At 48.5% G+C, this 14,519-nt stretch carries 14 protein-coding genes and 1 other annotated feature; all 14 genes read right to left on the minus strand.

What is annotated here, in order from left to right:
- Positions 1–64: 64 nt before the first annotated feature.
- Positions 65–1,426 carry a spore germination protein gene (locus HDCHBGLK_RS16540; RefSeq protein ID WP_009249629.1) on the minus strand — a complete coding sequence of 454 codons (1,362 nt, stop codon included), beginning with the start codon at positions 1,424–1,426 and terminating at the stop codon, positions 65–67.
- A 115-nt stretch (positions 1,427–1,541) separates the two neighbouring features.
- Positions 1,542–2,060, minus strand: coding sequence for a dCTP deaminase/dUTPase family protein (locus tag HDCHBGLK_RS16545; protein WP_004606633.1), 519 nt, complete (start codon positions 2,058–2,060; stop codon positions 1,542–1,544).
- Between the two features lie 108 nt (positions 2,061–2,168).
- Positions 2,169–2,942 carry an ABC transporter ATP-binding protein gene (locus HDCHBGLK_RS16550; RefSeq protein WP_004606632.1) on the minus strand — a complete coding sequence of 258 codons (774 nt, stop codon included), beginning with the start codon at positions 2,940–2,942 and terminating at the stop codon, positions 2,169–2,171.
- Complete coding sequence (locus tag HDCHBGLK_RS16555; protein ID WP_004606631.1) at positions 2,935–3,816, minus strand: ABC transporter permease; 882 nt, start codon at positions 3,814–3,816, stop codon at positions 2,935–2,937. The genes HDCHBGLK_RS16550 and HDCHBGLK_RS16555 overlap by 8 nt, the downstream gene beginning before the upstream one ends.
- A gap of 24 nt (positions 3,817–3,840) precedes the next feature.
- Entirely contained in the window at positions 3,841–4,857 is a 1,017-nt protein-coding gene (locus tag HDCHBGLK_RS16560) for an ABC transporter substrate-binding protein (protein ID WP_009249630.1), read from the minus strand.
- A gap of 131 nt (positions 4,858–4,988) precedes the next feature.
- Positions 4,989–5,233, minus strand: a binding site (T-box leader).
- 65 nt (positions 5,234–5,298) lie between these two features.
- The gene (locus tag HDCHBGLK_RS16565; protein ID WP_009249631.1) at positions 5,299–6,684 is read right to left on the minus strand and encodes an alanine/glycine:cation symporter family protein; all 1,386 of its coding nucleotides are present in this window, start codon (positions 6,682–6,684) and stop codon (positions 5,299–5,301) included.
- A 404-nt stretch (positions 6,685–7,088) separates the two neighbouring features.
- Positions 7,089–7,985 carry a tyrosine-type recombinase/integrase gene (locus HDCHBGLK_RS16570; RefSeq protein WP_009249632.1) on the minus strand — a complete coding sequence of 299 codons (897 nt, stop codon included), beginning with the start codon at positions 7,983–7,985 and terminating at the stop codon, positions 7,089–7,091.
- Positions 7,986–8,098: 113 nt separating this feature from the next.
- Positions 8,099–8,356, minus strand: a complete 258-nt coding sequence (locus HDCHBGLK_RS16575; RefSeq protein WP_004606627.1) for a hypothetical protein — start codon at positions 8,354–8,356, stop codon at positions 8,099–8,101.
- A 28-nt stretch (positions 8,357–8,384) separates the two neighbouring features.
- Positions 8,385–9,242, minus strand: a complete 858-nt coding sequence (locus tag HDCHBGLK_RS16580; protein WP_004606626.1) for a bifunctional 5,10-methylenetetrahydrofolate dehydrogenase/5,10-methenyltetrahydrofolate cyclohydrolase — start codon at positions 9,240–9,242, stop codon at positions 8,385–8,387.
- 16 nt (positions 9,243–9,258) lie between these two features.
- Positions 9,259–9,882: a cyclodeaminase/cyclohydrolase family protein gene (locus HDCHBGLK_RS16585; RefSeq protein ID WP_039909668.1), complete on the minus strand. Its 624-nt coding sequence runs from the start codon at positions 9,880–9,882 to the stop codon at positions 9,259–9,261.
- A 34-nt stretch (positions 9,883–9,916) separates the two neighbouring features.
- On the minus strand, positions 9,917–11,323 hold the full coding sequence (gene lpdA / locus HDCHBGLK_RS16590) for a dihydrolipoyl dehydrogenase (protein WP_004606624.1): 1,407 nt from the start codon (positions 11,321–11,323) through the stop codon (positions 9,917–9,919).
- A 12-nt stretch (positions 11,324–11,335) separates the two neighbouring features.
- Complete coding sequence (gene gcvPB / locus HDCHBGLK_RS16595; RefSeq protein ID WP_004606623.1) at positions 11,336–12,775, minus strand: aminomethyl-transferring glycine dehydrogenase subunit GcvPB; 1,440 nt, start codon at positions 12,773–12,775, stop codon at positions 11,336–11,338.
- A 3-nt stretch (positions 12,776–12,778) separates the two neighbouring features.
- Positions 12,779–14,089 carry an aminomethyl-transferring glycine dehydrogenase subunit GcvPA gene (gene gcvPA / locus HDCHBGLK_RS16600; RefSeq protein ID WP_004606622.1) on the minus strand — a complete coding sequence of 437 codons (1,311 nt, stop codon included), beginning with the start codon at positions 14,087–14,089 and terminating at the stop codon, positions 12,779–12,781.
- A gap of 21 nt (positions 14,090–14,110) precedes the next feature.
- Positions 14,111–14,491, minus strand: a complete 381-nt coding sequence (gene gcvH, locus HDCHBGLK_RS16605) for a glycine cleavage system protein GcvH (protein WP_004606621.1) — start codon at positions 14,489–14,491, stop codon at positions 14,111–14,113.
- Positions 14,492–14,519 lie beyond the last annotated feature (28 nt).

The raw sequence follows: 14,519 nt of genomic DNA on the forward strand, positions 1-14,519 counted from the left end.
CCAGAGCGTCGCAGGAAACGCCTCCCCACTCTCCGGCGTCCACGCACTTCCGCCAAAATCCCCCTTAATTCAGCTTCACATTGAGATAATTCCTGCCTGACAGCGTCTTATTAAAGCAGAGGCTTATGATTACTATGATGCAGCCTGCAGCGAATCCAACCCAATTAAAGAGCGCCGTAAGGATCAGAAGCTGAAGCCTCATAAATTTCAATGCATAGCCCAACTCGAAATTAGGCTGAGTATAGTTGGCCACGGCAACGAACGCCATATACAGCATGACTTCCGCATTAAACCAGCCGGACTTTACTGAGAATTCTCCCATAACCAGGCCGGCGATTACGCTCAGAGGCGTGCTCAGCATGCTGGGGGTATTGAGTGCTGCCAGCCGCAGCCCGTCAATGGCGATTTCCAAAATCAGCAATTGGAAGATCAGCGGTATATTAACCATATCTTTTACCGCCACGAAGTCAAATGCTTTCGGAAGCCAGTTGAGGTTCTGCATAAAAAGCAGGAACACTGGCGTCAGAAATACGGTCATAATGGTAATCAGCGTCCTGGAAAACTTCAGGTACAGCCCGGTCAGCGTGGGGAAGTAGTAATCATTGGCTTCCTCGATCATATCAAAGATAGAGGTCGGCAGAATCATGGCAGATGGAGAATTATCCACCATAATTACTACTTTTCCCTCAAGCAGGCATGCGGCAGCCGTATCCGGACGCTCTGTAAACTTGAATTTCGGGAATGGGTTATACCATTTTCTCTTGAACAGGCATTCCGCCAGGCTTTGCTGGTTCATCCTCAAATCATCCGTCCGGATGCTTTTGATACGCTGCTGCACCGTATTTAGCAGTTCCTGGTCTACCCGGTCGCCCATATAGCAGATAGCCACGTCGGTTCGGGAAGTATCGCCAACTTCTGTCATTTCCATAATCAGGTGAGGGTCCCGAATCCTTCTTCTCATCAGCGCCGTATTAAATACGATCGTCTCCACAAAACCGTCTCTGGATCCTCTCAGAGACTTATCCTTATCCGGCTCTTCTACGCTTCTTGCCGGATAAGTCCTGCAGTCAATCGCTATGCAGGCTTCGTAGCCTTCTATAAAGAGGCAAGTAACGCCGGATAAGACGTTTCTCAACACATCGTCAAAATCCCCCAGGATATCCACTTCCACATAGGGAATGCACTCCCTCGAAAACTGTGTGGCATCAGCCGGCATATTTTCCTGCGTTACCTTGAACAACGAATCCATAATTTTGAGCATAACCTCATCCTTGGTAAATCCGTCTATAAAATAAAAAGAAGCCATCCGGCCGCCAATCAGCATATCTCTTTGAATAATATCAAAACTATCCTTTACCGGAAGAACCTGATTCATATAGGCTGCATTCTCTTCCCTTGACGCAGTCACTTTCCTGTTATCTGGCATATTCCTACCTCCGCTCATTTACTTGCTTTGAGGAATAGACTGCCCAGATTTTCCGTTAAATATGCAGTCTGGGACGCTGCACTTAAAAAAAATGCCGCGTCCCAGTTTAGTAAATCTATTGGTTTGTAGTACTTCCAAATCCTCCGTTACGAACTGCTGTCACCTCATCATCTAATGTGATGCCGTATTCTACAAAGATTCCCTGCATGAACCCAGTCCCTGCCTGTAATTCCACTACCTTGCCCTCATTGGTATCGTTGGTGATCTTCGCGAAAATATGTCCCTCATTATCGGAATAAAAGTAATCGCTGTCAATGATGCCCACCGTATTATTCAGCTGCAGGCGGTATTTAAATCCAAGGCCGCTTCTCGGATAACATTTAAGTACCCAGTCATCTTCCATCTCCACACGGATTCCGGTCGGAATCTTTACCGTCTTTCCCGGATGCAGCACGATGGATACCGGTGTATAAAAATCATATCCCGCAGAGCCTGCAGTGGCTCTTTTGGGCAATTGGACGCCGTCATAAGCCTCCTTGATCTTCTCTTCTTCGATCGGCCCGAAGGAGTCCATGAATCCTTCTCGAAACTGTTCGAAACTTACCTTGTGGAACTTTGCAATTCTTCTAGCCATGTATATTTCTCTCCTGTCTCTTCTGTAATTTTTCGTTTGCGTCTGAAAATCATTTAATTATATTATCATCCGCTTCGCAAAGCGTCAATGCAATTAGGCCAAATTCATCTAATTTCCACATTCTATGCTGATCTCATTGAACAACTTCAGAATCTCATCCACGGTCATCTGCTGTTTCTCTTCTTCTTTTTTATCCAGGATCACCTGTCCCTGATGCATCATGACCAGGCGGTTGCCGTATTCCACCGCATATCTGAGGTTGTGCGTTACCATAATCGTCGTCAGTTTCTTTTCCCGGACAATCTGATCTGTCAATTCCATAATCAGTTCTGCCGTCTTAGGGTCCAGGGCAGCCGTATGCTCATCCAGGATCAGGAACTCGATAGGCGTCATGGTAGACATCAGAAGCGCCATCGCCTGGCGCTGTCCGCCTGAGAGAGAGCCTACTTTTACATCCAGCTTATCTTCCAGCCCCAGGTTCAGCTGGCTAAGCTGCTCCCGGTAGTAGGCAATGCGGGCCTTATTGGTCCCTCTTCCCAGTCCGTAGAGTTTCCCCTTGTTATCTGCCAGAGACAGATTTTCCAGTATCGTCATGGATGGGCAGGTTCCCATCGCCGGATTCTGGTATACACGGCCAATCCTCGCATTTCTCTTATACTCTTTTTCCCTGGTAATATCCTTGCCGTTGATCAGTATTTTCCCCGCCTCAAGCGGAATGCTGCCGCAGATGATATTCAGCATGGAGGTCTTTCCTGAGCCATTGCTTCCCACCACGGACAGGAAGTCTCCCTGTTCAATCTTCATGCTGAAATTATCGAACAGGCACATTTCGTTAATGGTACCGGGATTATAGTATTTGTGGATTCCGCTAAGTTCAAGCATTCTTATTCACCTTCTTCTTTCTTTCCATGCTGATGACCAGGATTACCAGGAACAGGACTGCCGTAATCAGCTTCATTGCCTGCGGCTCAAAATTGCGAAGAGCAACCGCTACGCAGGCCTTATAGATGATCGAGCCGATTAATACGGCAGACGTGGCCTTAAGGAATGTCATCTTCTTAAAGATGCTGGTTCCGATGATAACGCTTGCCAGGCCGATTACGATTGCCCCCGTACCCATGGATATCTCAAATACCCGTTCTTCTTGGGCAAATACGCAGCCTGCTAAAGACACCAGGCCGTTTGCAATGGCAAGGCCCAGAATCTTGACATTGCCTTGATCCTTTGCAAGGGATGTGACCAGCGTATCATTATCACCTGCCGCCCTGAGAAGAAAGCCGGATTTTGTCTTCAAATACAGATCCAGCAGCACTTTGCATAGGATTGCCAGTACCAGGACGATCAGAAGCGTCGTATATTCTGAGACGCTGTCTGGTATCACGCGCTTCATAAAATCATTCTTAAATATTGTTTCCTGGGAGAACAGCGGAACATTTGCCGTCCCTGCAATATACAGGTTGATGGTCCATAATGCCGTCATCATGATGATTCCTGACAGCAGGTCGCGCACCTTGCATTTTACATGGATCAGGCCGGTACAGATGCCCGCCAGCACCCCCGCTCCAAAGGAGAGCGGCAGGGTCAGATAAGGATTCATCCCTCTCGTAATCAAGGCCGCCGTGATAGCTGCTCCCAATGGAAAACTTCCGTCCACCGTCAGATCCGGGAAATCCAGTATCTTGTATGTGATATATACTCCCAGCGCCAATATCCCATAAATCAGCCCCTGTTCCGCAATCGTTACTATAAAATCCATGAAAATGCCTCCCAAATTCTTTCTTTACTCAGTAATAATATCGTCAAAACTTTCAACCGCGCCGGATGCAAGACCTTCCGGAACGGTAATGCCCAGATTTTCCGCAACCTTTGTATTTACGTAGAATCCTGGCTCTGTGATCAACTCAAAGTTCATTTCGGATGCCTTCTTTTCGCCCTTTAATACCTGTGCCGCCATCTGTCCCGTCTGCTTTCCAAGAGCAATATAGTCAATTCCTTCTGCCGCAAGGCATCCGATCTTCACCTGCTCGATCTCGCTGCCGAATACAGGAACCTTCTTATCATTTGCTTTTTCCAGGATGGTTGGAAGCGATGCGACCACCGTATTATCCGTCAGGTTCGTGATGCAGTCTACTTCGCTTAACAGGTCATCTGCCGCAAGCGCCACATCTGCGGTTGCCGTAATTCCCTTTGTGACCAGTTCAAATCCGTAATCTCCTGCCAGTTCCTCATATTCCGCAATGGCAGATACGGAATTGGCCTCGCTGGTCGTATACATAATTCCAAGTTTCTTGGCATCCGGAAGCATTTCACGCATCATTTCCAGCTGCTGCTTGATCGGAAGCTTATCGGATGTCCCTGTCACTTCCCCTACCGGCTTGCCATCCTCATCGGACAGTTCCGCCGCTACCGGGTCCGTTACCGCAGTATATACCACAGGAATATCTCTGTCCATAGCCGCATTGAACGCGCTCTGGGCGCTTGGCGTTGCGATGGCGCAGATCATATCCACTTTATCCGATACGAAGGAGTCAGATATCTGTCCTGCCGTCCCCATGTCTGCCGCGGCATTCTTATACTTGACCGTCAGGTTATCGCCTTCCTTAATGCCTTCCGCTTTCAGTCCCTTCAGGAACCCCTCCCGGCAGTTGTCCAGAGAGCCATGTTCGGCAAACTGCTCAATTCCGATCGTGTACTCTTTTTTTGAACTGCCCTCTGGCCCGGATGACTTTCCACATCCTGCTGTCATTGCTGCCACCATTGCTACTGTTAATAATCCTGCTACTACTTTTCTTTTCATTGTTTCATTCTCCTTTTCTTGTTTTTGATATCCGGACTGCAGATAGCCAGCCATCCGGTATTGCTGTTAGGAGAGAAAACTTGTGGGCCGCGGTTTTTTGTCAACACGCAAAAACCGCCTCAAACCACTAGGTTTGAGGCGGTAATAAACTACATTATCGCGGTACCACTCAAATTGACGAATCGTCCACTTTTCTCATGTACTAACATACACTCCTGATTGATAACGGGTTCGGTTCCCGACAAGCCATACTCTCTTACGGTTTCCGGCTGCCCTCGAAAGGCCATTCAATCATCAACTCCATACGGCAATCCCACCATCAGCCGCTCTCTTTGATGTCATTCGATAATCTACTCTTCTTTCTCAACGGTTTTAACTTATTCATATTATTAACTTTAATTCAACAAAGTGCATTTGTCAAGACAAAGTTTTGATTTTTCATTAGTCTTTTATTACTGGAACCGGAGTACTATCCACCTTATCCAGATCGTTTATGTACATCTTCGTTTCTTTTACGATGACATTAGATAACAGCAGTACGGCAACTAAGTTTGGAATTGCCATCAAAGCATTCAGGATGTCAGCCAGCGTCCAAACGATGTCAAGCGCTACTACCGGGGCAATTGCTGCAACCAGACAGTAAACAAGACGGTAAGGAACCAGACCCTTTCTTCCTGCCCAGTACTCAATGCATCGCTCGCCATAATATGCCCATCCAAGAATTGTGGAGTAAGCAAATGAAATGATGCCAAGTGTCAGGATGATTGGTCCAAGGTACGGAATCTGAGAGAATGCCATGGATGTAAGAACACCACCGTTGGAAATCTCATCCGCATTGATCGACGGATTCTTCATAATCGTTGTAACAAGTACAAGACCTGTCATAGCACAAACAACTACTGTATCCCAGAATGTTCCTGTAGAGGAAACCAGTGCCTGGCGAACCGGATTTCTTGTCTGAGCCGCTGCTGCTGCGATAGGAGCAGAACCAAGACCAGATTCATTAGAGAACAGACCTCTTGCAACACCAAACTGGATCGCCATTCTGATACCGGTACCGACAAGTCCGCCGGCCGCTGCGCCTGGCGTAAATGCAAGTTTGCAGATAACTCCAAGAGCCGGGATGATGAAATCATAGTTCATAATTAAGATAATAATACATCCTAATACATAGAAGATTGCCATGAACGGAACCAGTTTCTCGCATACGCTTGCGATGGATTTGATTCCGCCAAAGATAACGATTGCGGTAAGGATCGCTACGATGATTCCAACGATCCACATTGGGATTCCGAAGTTCTCATTACATACGGTCGCAATCGCATTAACCTGTGTAGCGCAGCCAATTCCAAATGAAGCGAATCCTGCGAAGATCGCAAACAGCATGCCCAGCCATTTTAAGTTGAGGCCACGGGACAATGCGTACATCGCTCCACCTTGCATACGGCCGTCTTCTGTCTTAACTCTGTACTTAACAGCGATCAGGGACTCCGAATACTTTGTCGCGATACCGAACACGCCAGTGAGCCAGCACCAAAGAACTGCTCCAGGACCGCCAAGCGCGATCGCGGTACCCACACCGATGATATTACCGGTACCGATGGTAGCCGCCAGCGCCGTAGTCAGGGCTCCGAACTGGGAAACCTCGCCTTCTGCGTCAGGATCTTTTGATACAGATAACTTGATACCTTTTGAAATGGTCTTCCTCTGAATGAATCCCAGGCGGATTGTCATGTAGATATGAGTACCCAGCAATAAGATAATGAGCCACCAGCCCCATACCAATCCATCAATCTTGGTTATAACTGCACTAATACTGTCTAGCATATTATTCCCCCTTCTCTTTCCTTTGCTTTTTAATATGCACTTCATGTTAAAAATAGTACTACGATAAAAACAAATGGCGGCGGCATATCTAAACCGCCCTCTGCATCACCTAAAAACATTGTACATGAATTTGTAGAAAATATCAACTATCGTTATAAAATTGACATTCAATTGGTCATAATGACGAAATAATAAAGATTATTCTTCATTTTTCAATTTGTTAATTAAATAACTAACACTTTTTTTCTCACAATTTAAGGTACTTCCAGAAACCTGCAGAGATTGAACAGGCACTCAGACTTTTATCCTGCCTGAGTGCCCGTTATGCAACTTTCACAAATTGTATTTTTTGAATAGTTTCTAATGCCTGTCCACTATATGTGGTACCGGCAGGCATCTCGCTCTTACGGGGGCTCTATCTTCAGTTTCACCAGCCTGCCTGCCTCTCTTTGCAATGCTTCTTTATAAGAAATGTTCTGATATCTCTTAATCTGGATTCCCGTTGTCCCCATCTGACGGGCTACCTGTTCTGGAGAAGCTTCGTATGCGAACAGGGTACATCCGCAGCTGTTCCGGATGCTCTGCGCGCTGTAAGAAGGTATGCCTGCTTCCTGGGCATATTTCTTCATCATTCTACTAATATACATGGTATTGAGCGGATTCCCTCTTCTATTATAAAAAAGATACGAATTGTCTTTTCTTTCTGCCAAATACTTCTCAAGAATCTGAAATGCATCTTCCGGGATATAGCATAAGCCCCTCCGGCCGGCTACCGATGCATAAATTCCGTCCCCATAGATGCCTATATCCTCCGGCTTAAGTCCTGCGATTTCCGTGGAGGCAAGCCCCGCCCGATACATCAGCACAATGATACAGTACGCCATCAGATCTTCCCTGGCAGCCTCAAGCAGCCGGTCGATGTGGGAAGGGGGAATATGTTTTACAAACTTTTCCTGCTTTGCCACCATCTTAAGGTAGGGATAATAGCCGTCCTGGTAACCCTCATCAACCTGATACCGCTCCCTATTCTCACAGATATACGCTGCAAAAGAATGGAGTTCCCGAAACTTTTTCGCCATGGTGCCGGGAAGAATCTCTCCTCTGGAGACACGTTCCTTAAGCCATCGGAAATATACCCCTGCATCCTCTCCATTGATTGCCAGAAAGTCTTTATGAAAATAATCCATAGCCTCATCAATATCCGTCTGGTAGGAAGCCTTTGAGGTGCTACTTTTAAAATGGACGGTAAAATCTCTCCAAATGGCTTGCTTTATGACTTTGGAAGCGTATATGCTTTTCATTGGCCCCTCCTCCTTGTCTGCCGTCCGCAAGGCGGACTTCGGCATTATGTTAATAGTATAATTCATACTATAACATATTAGAGAGGAATCGGCAATCTTTCGATTGCCTTATCTTATTTACGGATCAGATATTTTGTCTTTTGATAGTCCTTTTTATGCACATATATTTCATATTCGTACTGGAAGTCTATATTCTGACCAAAACTTCCGGCCCGTCCCCGGATTGTTCCCTCTAAAGCCCATGAGCCGGCATGATTGTTCACCTTCTGGGCATAATCAATCTGGTTTGCCTCCAGTATCTCTCGTATCCGGTTGAATTCCTGCAGATCAAATCCTATATAGACGTTTTCCCTGTTTAATGCCGTAATCATCTAATCCCTCATTTCCTATTCCAGAACATCATCTTTCCAAAGACAGATATTCCGCCGCCTTAAGCACGTGCTTTGCCAGTACGGAGGAAGTGACGCTTCCAACGCCTCTGGGTACCGGGCTGATATAAGATGTCACTGGCTCTGCCGCATTAAAATCCACGTCTCCGCACAGATTGCCTTTGGCATCCACATTGATGCCCACATCGACTACCACTGCTCCATCTCCTATCATATCCGCAGTGACCATCCTCGCCTTTCCTGCTGCTGCCACCAGGATCTCCGCCTCTCGGCAGGTAGCAGAAAGATCTTTGGTACGAGTATGGCAGATGGTGACCGTAGCATGCCTCTTCAGAAGCAGCATAGAAAGCGGCTTGCCAACCACCATGCTTCTTCCAATCACGGTCACTTTCTTGCCTCTGGGATCAATTTTATAATAATCCAGCATTTCCATGACTGCCTCCGGCGTGCATGGCGCATGGCCTGTCTCATCCCCGGAAAATACTTTTGCAATATTTACGGGACACATGCAGTCCACATCTTTTAGCGGATTGATCCGCGATACCACGGGCCCTTCATCCAGATGCCCCGGCAGGGGACGGAACAGGAGGATCCCATGTACCTTCGGATCCTCGTTTATCTTGAAAAAGGTCTTTTCAAATTCAGCCTGGGTAATCGTTTCGGGCAATTCTACTACCTTGCACTCGATCCCGATCATCTCCATCCGCTTTCTGGCTCCCCGCTCATAGGCAAGATCATCTGGCCTTGCCCCAACCCTTACGATTGTCAGGCTGGGAAGGATTCCTCTGTCTTTCAGCCTGCGTGCCTCGCCTGTCAAGTCTTCCTTCATGGTCTTGGCCACGTCAGCGCCTTTCATCAATATGCTCATATAAGATTCCTCCTGTCTACTGGATATGGCCAAGGACGTCCCGATAGATGATTTCCTTCCATTCCCTGCCTTCTGCAATCATAGATTCCGTCTTCTGGTTCAGTTTCTCTGCCCGCCCCCGGTCTTTCATCAATTTCGTATTGATAAACACATTGAGGGAGGCTCCTTCCAGCGCTGCCTGGGCAAATAATACTCCTACGCCCACGTCGCTGACCGCGATGCGGCTCCCCTTCTCTCCCAGGATCTTAAGAAGCCGCATTACCTCCAGCACCGTCTCCATAATCTCGATAGGAACCACGCTGGCATCATACAGCGCGCCTTCCATAATTCTGGCTTTTGCGTCCTTTTGTTCCTCCGTATCCTTCGGAAGCCCATAGGCTGCCGACAGGGGCGCGAATGCTTCGGCATCCTTGTCTGTAAGGTCAATCAATTTGTCTTGCAGCACCTTTAGCTGACTCCTGACAGACTGAATCTCCTCCTCAACATCTGCATACTTCTTCTTGCCCACAGTCAGATTCGCAACCATCATTCCAAGTGCCGAGGCAAACGCGCCTACTGCTGCCGAGGCTCCGCCGCCGCCCGGTACCGGCTCTGCGGAAGATAGCACCTCCAGGAATTCTGTCGTCTTCTTTTCTAGCATCATGTTGTCATTTCCTCCTTTGGCAGCGGATTCATCACCGCTTCTTTCTTGGCATCGCATGTACCGCTTCGCCTGTCGCGTCTTCCAACGCTTCCGCAACGCCTTCATTATAAGTCGGATGGGCTCTCATTGCAATCAGAAGCTGCCCTGCCGTCATCTTATTTGCTATGGCTGTCCCGAATTCCCCGATCATGTCCGTGGCTCTCGCGCACATCATCTGCGCGCCCAGTATCACTTCTGATCCGGCATCCACGATCACCTTGATAAATCCGCGCTCCTCTTTTGTTATCAGCGATTTCCCGTTGGCGCCCATAATGAATTTACCCGTCTTGATCTCGATACCGCTTTCGTTGGCATCTTCTTCCGTCATTCCAACGGAAGCGATCTCCGGGTCCGTATATACACATCCCGGCACGATATCCAGCCTGACCGTCGGCGTTTTTCCTGACAGTTCTTCCGCTACAAAGATTCCCTGAGCGCTTGCCAGATGCGCCAGCTGCATGCCTTTTACCAAATCCCCGATAGCATATACGCCATCCATGCTGGTCTGCATCCGTTCATCCACCACGATACGTCCGCGTTCCATCAAAAGAGAAACGCCATCTCCAAACAGCCCGTCCGTATTTGGACGCCTGCCTACTGCACATAGCACGTACTGGGCCACAACTTCTGTCTCTTTCTCTTTTTCAAGGAATCGGCAGGCATAGAGTCCGTCCTTCTCTACTATTTCCTGGACTGTCGCCGAGGTATGGATATCCACCCCTCTTTTCTTAAGAATCATCTTCAGATTCTGAGAGATCTCTTTGTCCATTCCCGGAACCAGCCTTGGCATAGCCTCCACAATGGTCACCCGGGTGCCCAAAGACGCAAATGCTGTGGCAAATTCTACGCTGATTACGCCTCCGCCAATGATGGTAAGGCTCATGGGCGCTTCCTTTAACCGCAATAACTCGTTGCTTGTCAGCACTCCTTTAAGGTCCATCCCCGGAAGGGGGAGAAGCATGGGCTTTGATCCTGCTGCCAGAATCACATTCCCAGCTTCAAAAGTACGAATCCCTTCCTCGGATGTAACTGTCACTGTCCGGTCTATCTCAAGCCTTCCTTTCCCATACAGCAAGGTCACTTTGTTCCCCTTTAGAAGCTGCTCCACTCCCCGGCATAAACGTTCCGTGGTTTCTTCTTTATAGGTAAGAACCTTGGCGTAGTCGTAACTCACCTCTTTCGCCAGTATTCCATATTTCTCGCCATCCAATGCCTGACGGTATAGCGAAGAAGCATGTATCAGCGCTTTCGCCGGAATGCACCCCCGATTCAGGCAGGTGCCTCCTACTGCGTCTTCTTCCACTACCGCCACCTGCAATCCTGCTTTCGCCGCCTTGATAGCCGCCACATATCCTCCCGGTCCTGCTCCGATGACGATCAAGTCAAATCTCTGTTCCATGGCTAGTCTCCTTTAAGTTCCTGATTCTTCCGGCCGGTATCTAAGTACCGGATGTCTCGCAGCGCCTACCTCGTCCAGCCTTGTCACCGGAGTCGTCACGGGCGCTTCATGAAGGCTGTCCGGATCCTTCCCTGCCAGTTCATACAATTCCCGGAAGACCTGTATCGCTTCATCCAGCGTCTCTTTGGACTCGGTTTCCGTCGGCTCTACCATCAGCGCCTCCTCCACGATGAGAGGAAAATACATGGTCGGCGGATGAATCCCGTGATCCAGAAGGCCTTTGGCAATATCCATGGCCGAAACTCCTGTCTGCTTCTTCAAATCCGCCAGGCTCATAACGAACTCATGCATACACACTTCATTGCATGCTATTGTATAAAGATCCTTTAACTTATGCATCATATAATTGGCGTTAAGAACCGCATTCTGGCTGGCTTCCAGCAAGCCTTCCCTGCCCAGAGTCAGGATATAAGTCAGTGCCTTTACGACTACCAGGAAGTTCCCATAGAAGTTCTTTACTTCTCCAATGCTGTTTGCCGGCTTTACAAAGGTTAATTCCTGATCGCCTTCTACCAGTACAGATGGAAGGAATTCAGCCAGGTTCTCCTTACAGCCCACCGGGCCGCTTCCCGGGCCTCCTCCTCCGTGAGGCGTGGAAAATGTCTTATGCAGATTCAGATGGATCACATCGAATCCCATGTCTCCCGGACGTACGACTCCCATAACCGCATTCAGATTAGCGCCGTCATAGTAGCACAGCCCGCCGCAATCATGCACGATACGGGTAATCTCCAGTATATTCTTGTCAAAGAGTCCTACCGTATTGGGGTTCGTCAGCATCAGTCCTGCAATGTCATCCCCTGCCGCCTCCTTCAGTTTTTCAATGTCCACGCACCCCTCCTTGCTTGAAGGAATGCTGACCACGGAATAGCCTGCCATGGCCGCGCTGGCGGGATTCGTGCCATGTGCGGAATCCGGTACGATGATCTTCGTACGCTTCGTATCTCCTCTGCTTATATGGTACGCCTTCATCAGCAGAAGCCCTGTAAATTCCCCATGGGCGCCGGCTGCCGGCTGGAACGTCATACGGCTCATTCCCGTGATCTCGCACAAATATTTTTCTGCCAGTTTCATGACCTCCATGCATCCCTGTACCGTATGCGCGGGCTGAAGCGGATGGATCTCTGTAAATCCTGGTAGGGCCGCCATATCCTCATTGATTTTGGGGTTATATTTCATAGTACAGGAACCAAGCGGATAGAACCCGTCATTCACGCCATGGGTCTTCTTGGCCAGTTCCGTGTAATGGCGGCTTAACTGGGTCTCCGACATCTCTGGCAGAGGCAATGCAAGTCCTCTTCTATCCTTTTCCTCAGGAAGCACTTCGTCAACGTCGCATGGCGGCAGAAGGGATAGTTCCCTTCCTGGCCTGCTTTTTTCAAATATCAGCATGCACTACACCTCCTTTAAGATGCGGATCGTTTCATCAATCTCTTCTTTACTGTTCATCTCTGTGCAGCACCACAGGATTCTCCTGTCATCCAGTGGATATCCTCCCAGAACCCCTTTCTCTTCCAATGCCTTTAGCGCCCTGGCTGATGAAGTCTGGGATACGGTGACGAATTCATGGAAGAATTCCGCCTTATTCTCAGTCTGATAGCCAATCTTCTTTAGTTCTGCTGCCATATAATGGGCTTTGGAAGTACACTGGATCGCCGCATTGTGAAGTCCGCTTCCTCCCATAGCTGCCAGATATACGCCTACGGCCAGCGCGCATAGCGCCTGGTTGGAGCAGACATTGCTGGATGCTTTTTCTCTCCTTATATGCTGCTCTCTTGCCTGAAGCGTCAGCACATATCCGGTCTTTTTATTTCTGTCTGTGGTCTGCCCGACGATCCTGCCCGGCAGTTTCCTGGTCATGCCTTCGATACATGCCATAAATCCAAGATACGGGCCTCCAAATGCGATGGATAGTCCCATGGGCTGTCCTTCCCCTACGGCCACGTCCGCTCCATACTCTCTGGGCGTCTTCATAATTCCGAGAGATATGGGATTTACTCCCATGATATATCTTGCCCCTGCGCCGTGAGCAGCCTTGCCGATTTCTTCCGCCGGCTCCAGGCTTCCATAATAATTGGGGTGCTGGATATAGACGCATGCCGTCTGATCATCGATTATCTCTTCTAAGAACTTCACATCCGTGATCCCGTCTTTTGCGGGTATCACCACAAGTTCCATCTCATTTCCAAAGCAATAGGTCCTGACCGTGCTTAAGACATCCGGGTGCACAGTGGAGGATATGAAAGCCTTCTTTCTTTTTCTCTCCCTGCACATAGCAACGGCTTCAGCTGCCGCTGTCGCCCCGTCATAGACGGAAGCATTGGATGCATCCATTCCGGTCAGCTGGCAGATCATTGTCTGATACTCAAAAATGGACTGCAGGATACCCTGGCTGACCTCTGCCTGGTATGGCGTATAGGCCGTCAGCAGGTTCTCCTTGGAGATCACGCTCTTTACAATGGAAGGTATAAAGTGCCTGTATGCTCCTGCTCCTCGGAAAATTGTCCCAAACACCTGATTCTTTCCCGCAATCTTCTGCATCTTCCTGCGTACTTCTAATTCGGACATTCCCTCCGGTATCGCAAGACTTCCCTTCACCTTTACTTCCTCAGGAATGTGTCCGAACAAATCCTCCCTGGCCTGAAAACCAATCTCTTCTAACATTTTCAGTTGCTCTAGTTCTGTATTCGGGACATATCTTCCCATGGCCTCGCACCGCCTTTCTTCTTACTCTTGCTCGCTGTCTACAAACTTCTCATATTCCGCGGCAGTCAGAAGTTCTTCTTTCTCCGTGATTTCTCCCACCTTGATAAGCCACGCGTCATAAGGCGTCTCGTTAATAGCTTCCGGCGTATCCAGAAGTTCCTCATTGACCTCGCATACGGTTCCTGATACCGGCGAATACACATCAGAGACTGCCTTGACAGACTCCACATCTGCAAATGCCTCTCCGACGGTGACCTCATCTCCCTCTTCCGGAAGATTTACGAATACCAGGTCGCCCAATTCTGACTGGGCATAATCTGTAAGACCGATTACAACGGTATCTCCTTCCTCCTTTACCCACTCATGTGATTTAGAATATAGCAATCCTTCCATTAATTCCATGACAATCGTCTCCTTTCATCTTTTCTAT

It is taken from the genome of [Clostridium] scindens ATCC 35704, assembly GCF_004295125.1.
GTDB classification, from domain to species: domain Bacteria; phylum Bacillota; class Clostridia; order Lachnospirales; family Lachnospiraceae; genus Clostridium_AP; species Clostridium_AP scindens.

Excerpts from the sequence above, each read along its gene's own strand:
- HDCHBGLK_RS16540 (WP_009249629.1), bottom strand. The coding sequence starts at position 1,426 with ATGCCAGATAACAGGAAAGTGACTGCGTCAAGGGAAGAGAATGCAGCC.
- HDCHBGLK_RS16545 (WP_004606633.1), bottom strand. The coding sequence starts at position 2,060 with ATGGCTAGAAGAATTGCAAAGTTCCACAAGGTAAGTTTCGAACAGTTT.
- HDCHBGLK_RS16550 (WP_004606632.1), bottom strand. The coding sequence starts at position 2,942 with ATGCTTGAACTTAGCGGAATCCACAAATACTATAATCCCGGTACCATT.
- HDCHBGLK_RS16555 (WP_004606631.1), bottom strand. The coding sequence starts at position 3,816 with ATGGATTTTATAGTAACGATTGCGGAACAGGGGCTGATTTATGGGATA.
- HDCHBGLK_RS16560 (WP_009249630.1), bottom strand. The coding sequence starts at position 4,857 with ATGAAAAGAAAAGTAGTAGCAGGATTATTAACAGTAGCAATGGTGGCA.
- HDCHBGLK_RS16565 (WP_009249631.1), bottom strand. The coding sequence starts at position 6,684 with ATGCTAGACAGTATTAGTGCAGTTATAACCAAGATTGATGGATTGGTA.
- HDCHBGLK_RS16570 (WP_009249632.1), bottom strand. The coding sequence starts at position 7,985 with ATGAAAAGCATATACGCTTCCAAAGTCATAAAGCAAGCCATTTGGAGA.
- HDCHBGLK_RS16575 (WP_004606627.1), bottom strand. The coding sequence starts at position 8,356 with ATGATTACGGCATTAAACAGGGAAAACGTCTATATAGGATTTGATCTG.
- HDCHBGLK_RS16580 (WP_004606626.1), bottom strand. The coding sequence starts at position 9,242 with ATGAGCATATTGATGAAAGGCGCTGACGTGGCCAAGACCATGAAGGAA.
- HDCHBGLK_RS16585 (WP_039909668.1), bottom strand. The coding sequence starts at position 9,882 with ATGCTAGAAAAGAAGACGACAGAATTCCTGGAGGTGCTATCTTCCGCA.
- lpdA (WP_004606624.1), bottom strand. The coding sequence starts at position 11,323 with ATGGAACAGAGATTTGACTTGATCGTCATCGGAGCAGGACCGGGAGGA.
- gcvPB (WP_004606623.1), bottom strand. The coding sequence starts at position 12,775 with ATGCTGATATTTGAAAAAAGCAGGCCAGGAAGGGAACTATCCCTTCTG.
- gcvPA (WP_004606622.1), bottom strand. The coding sequence starts at position 14,089 with ATGGGAAGATATGTCCCGAATACAGAACTAGAGCAACTGAAAATGTTA.
- gcvH (WP_004606621.1), bottom strand. The coding sequence starts at position 14,491 with ATGGAATTAATGGAAGGATTGCTATATTCTAAATCACATGAGTGGGTA.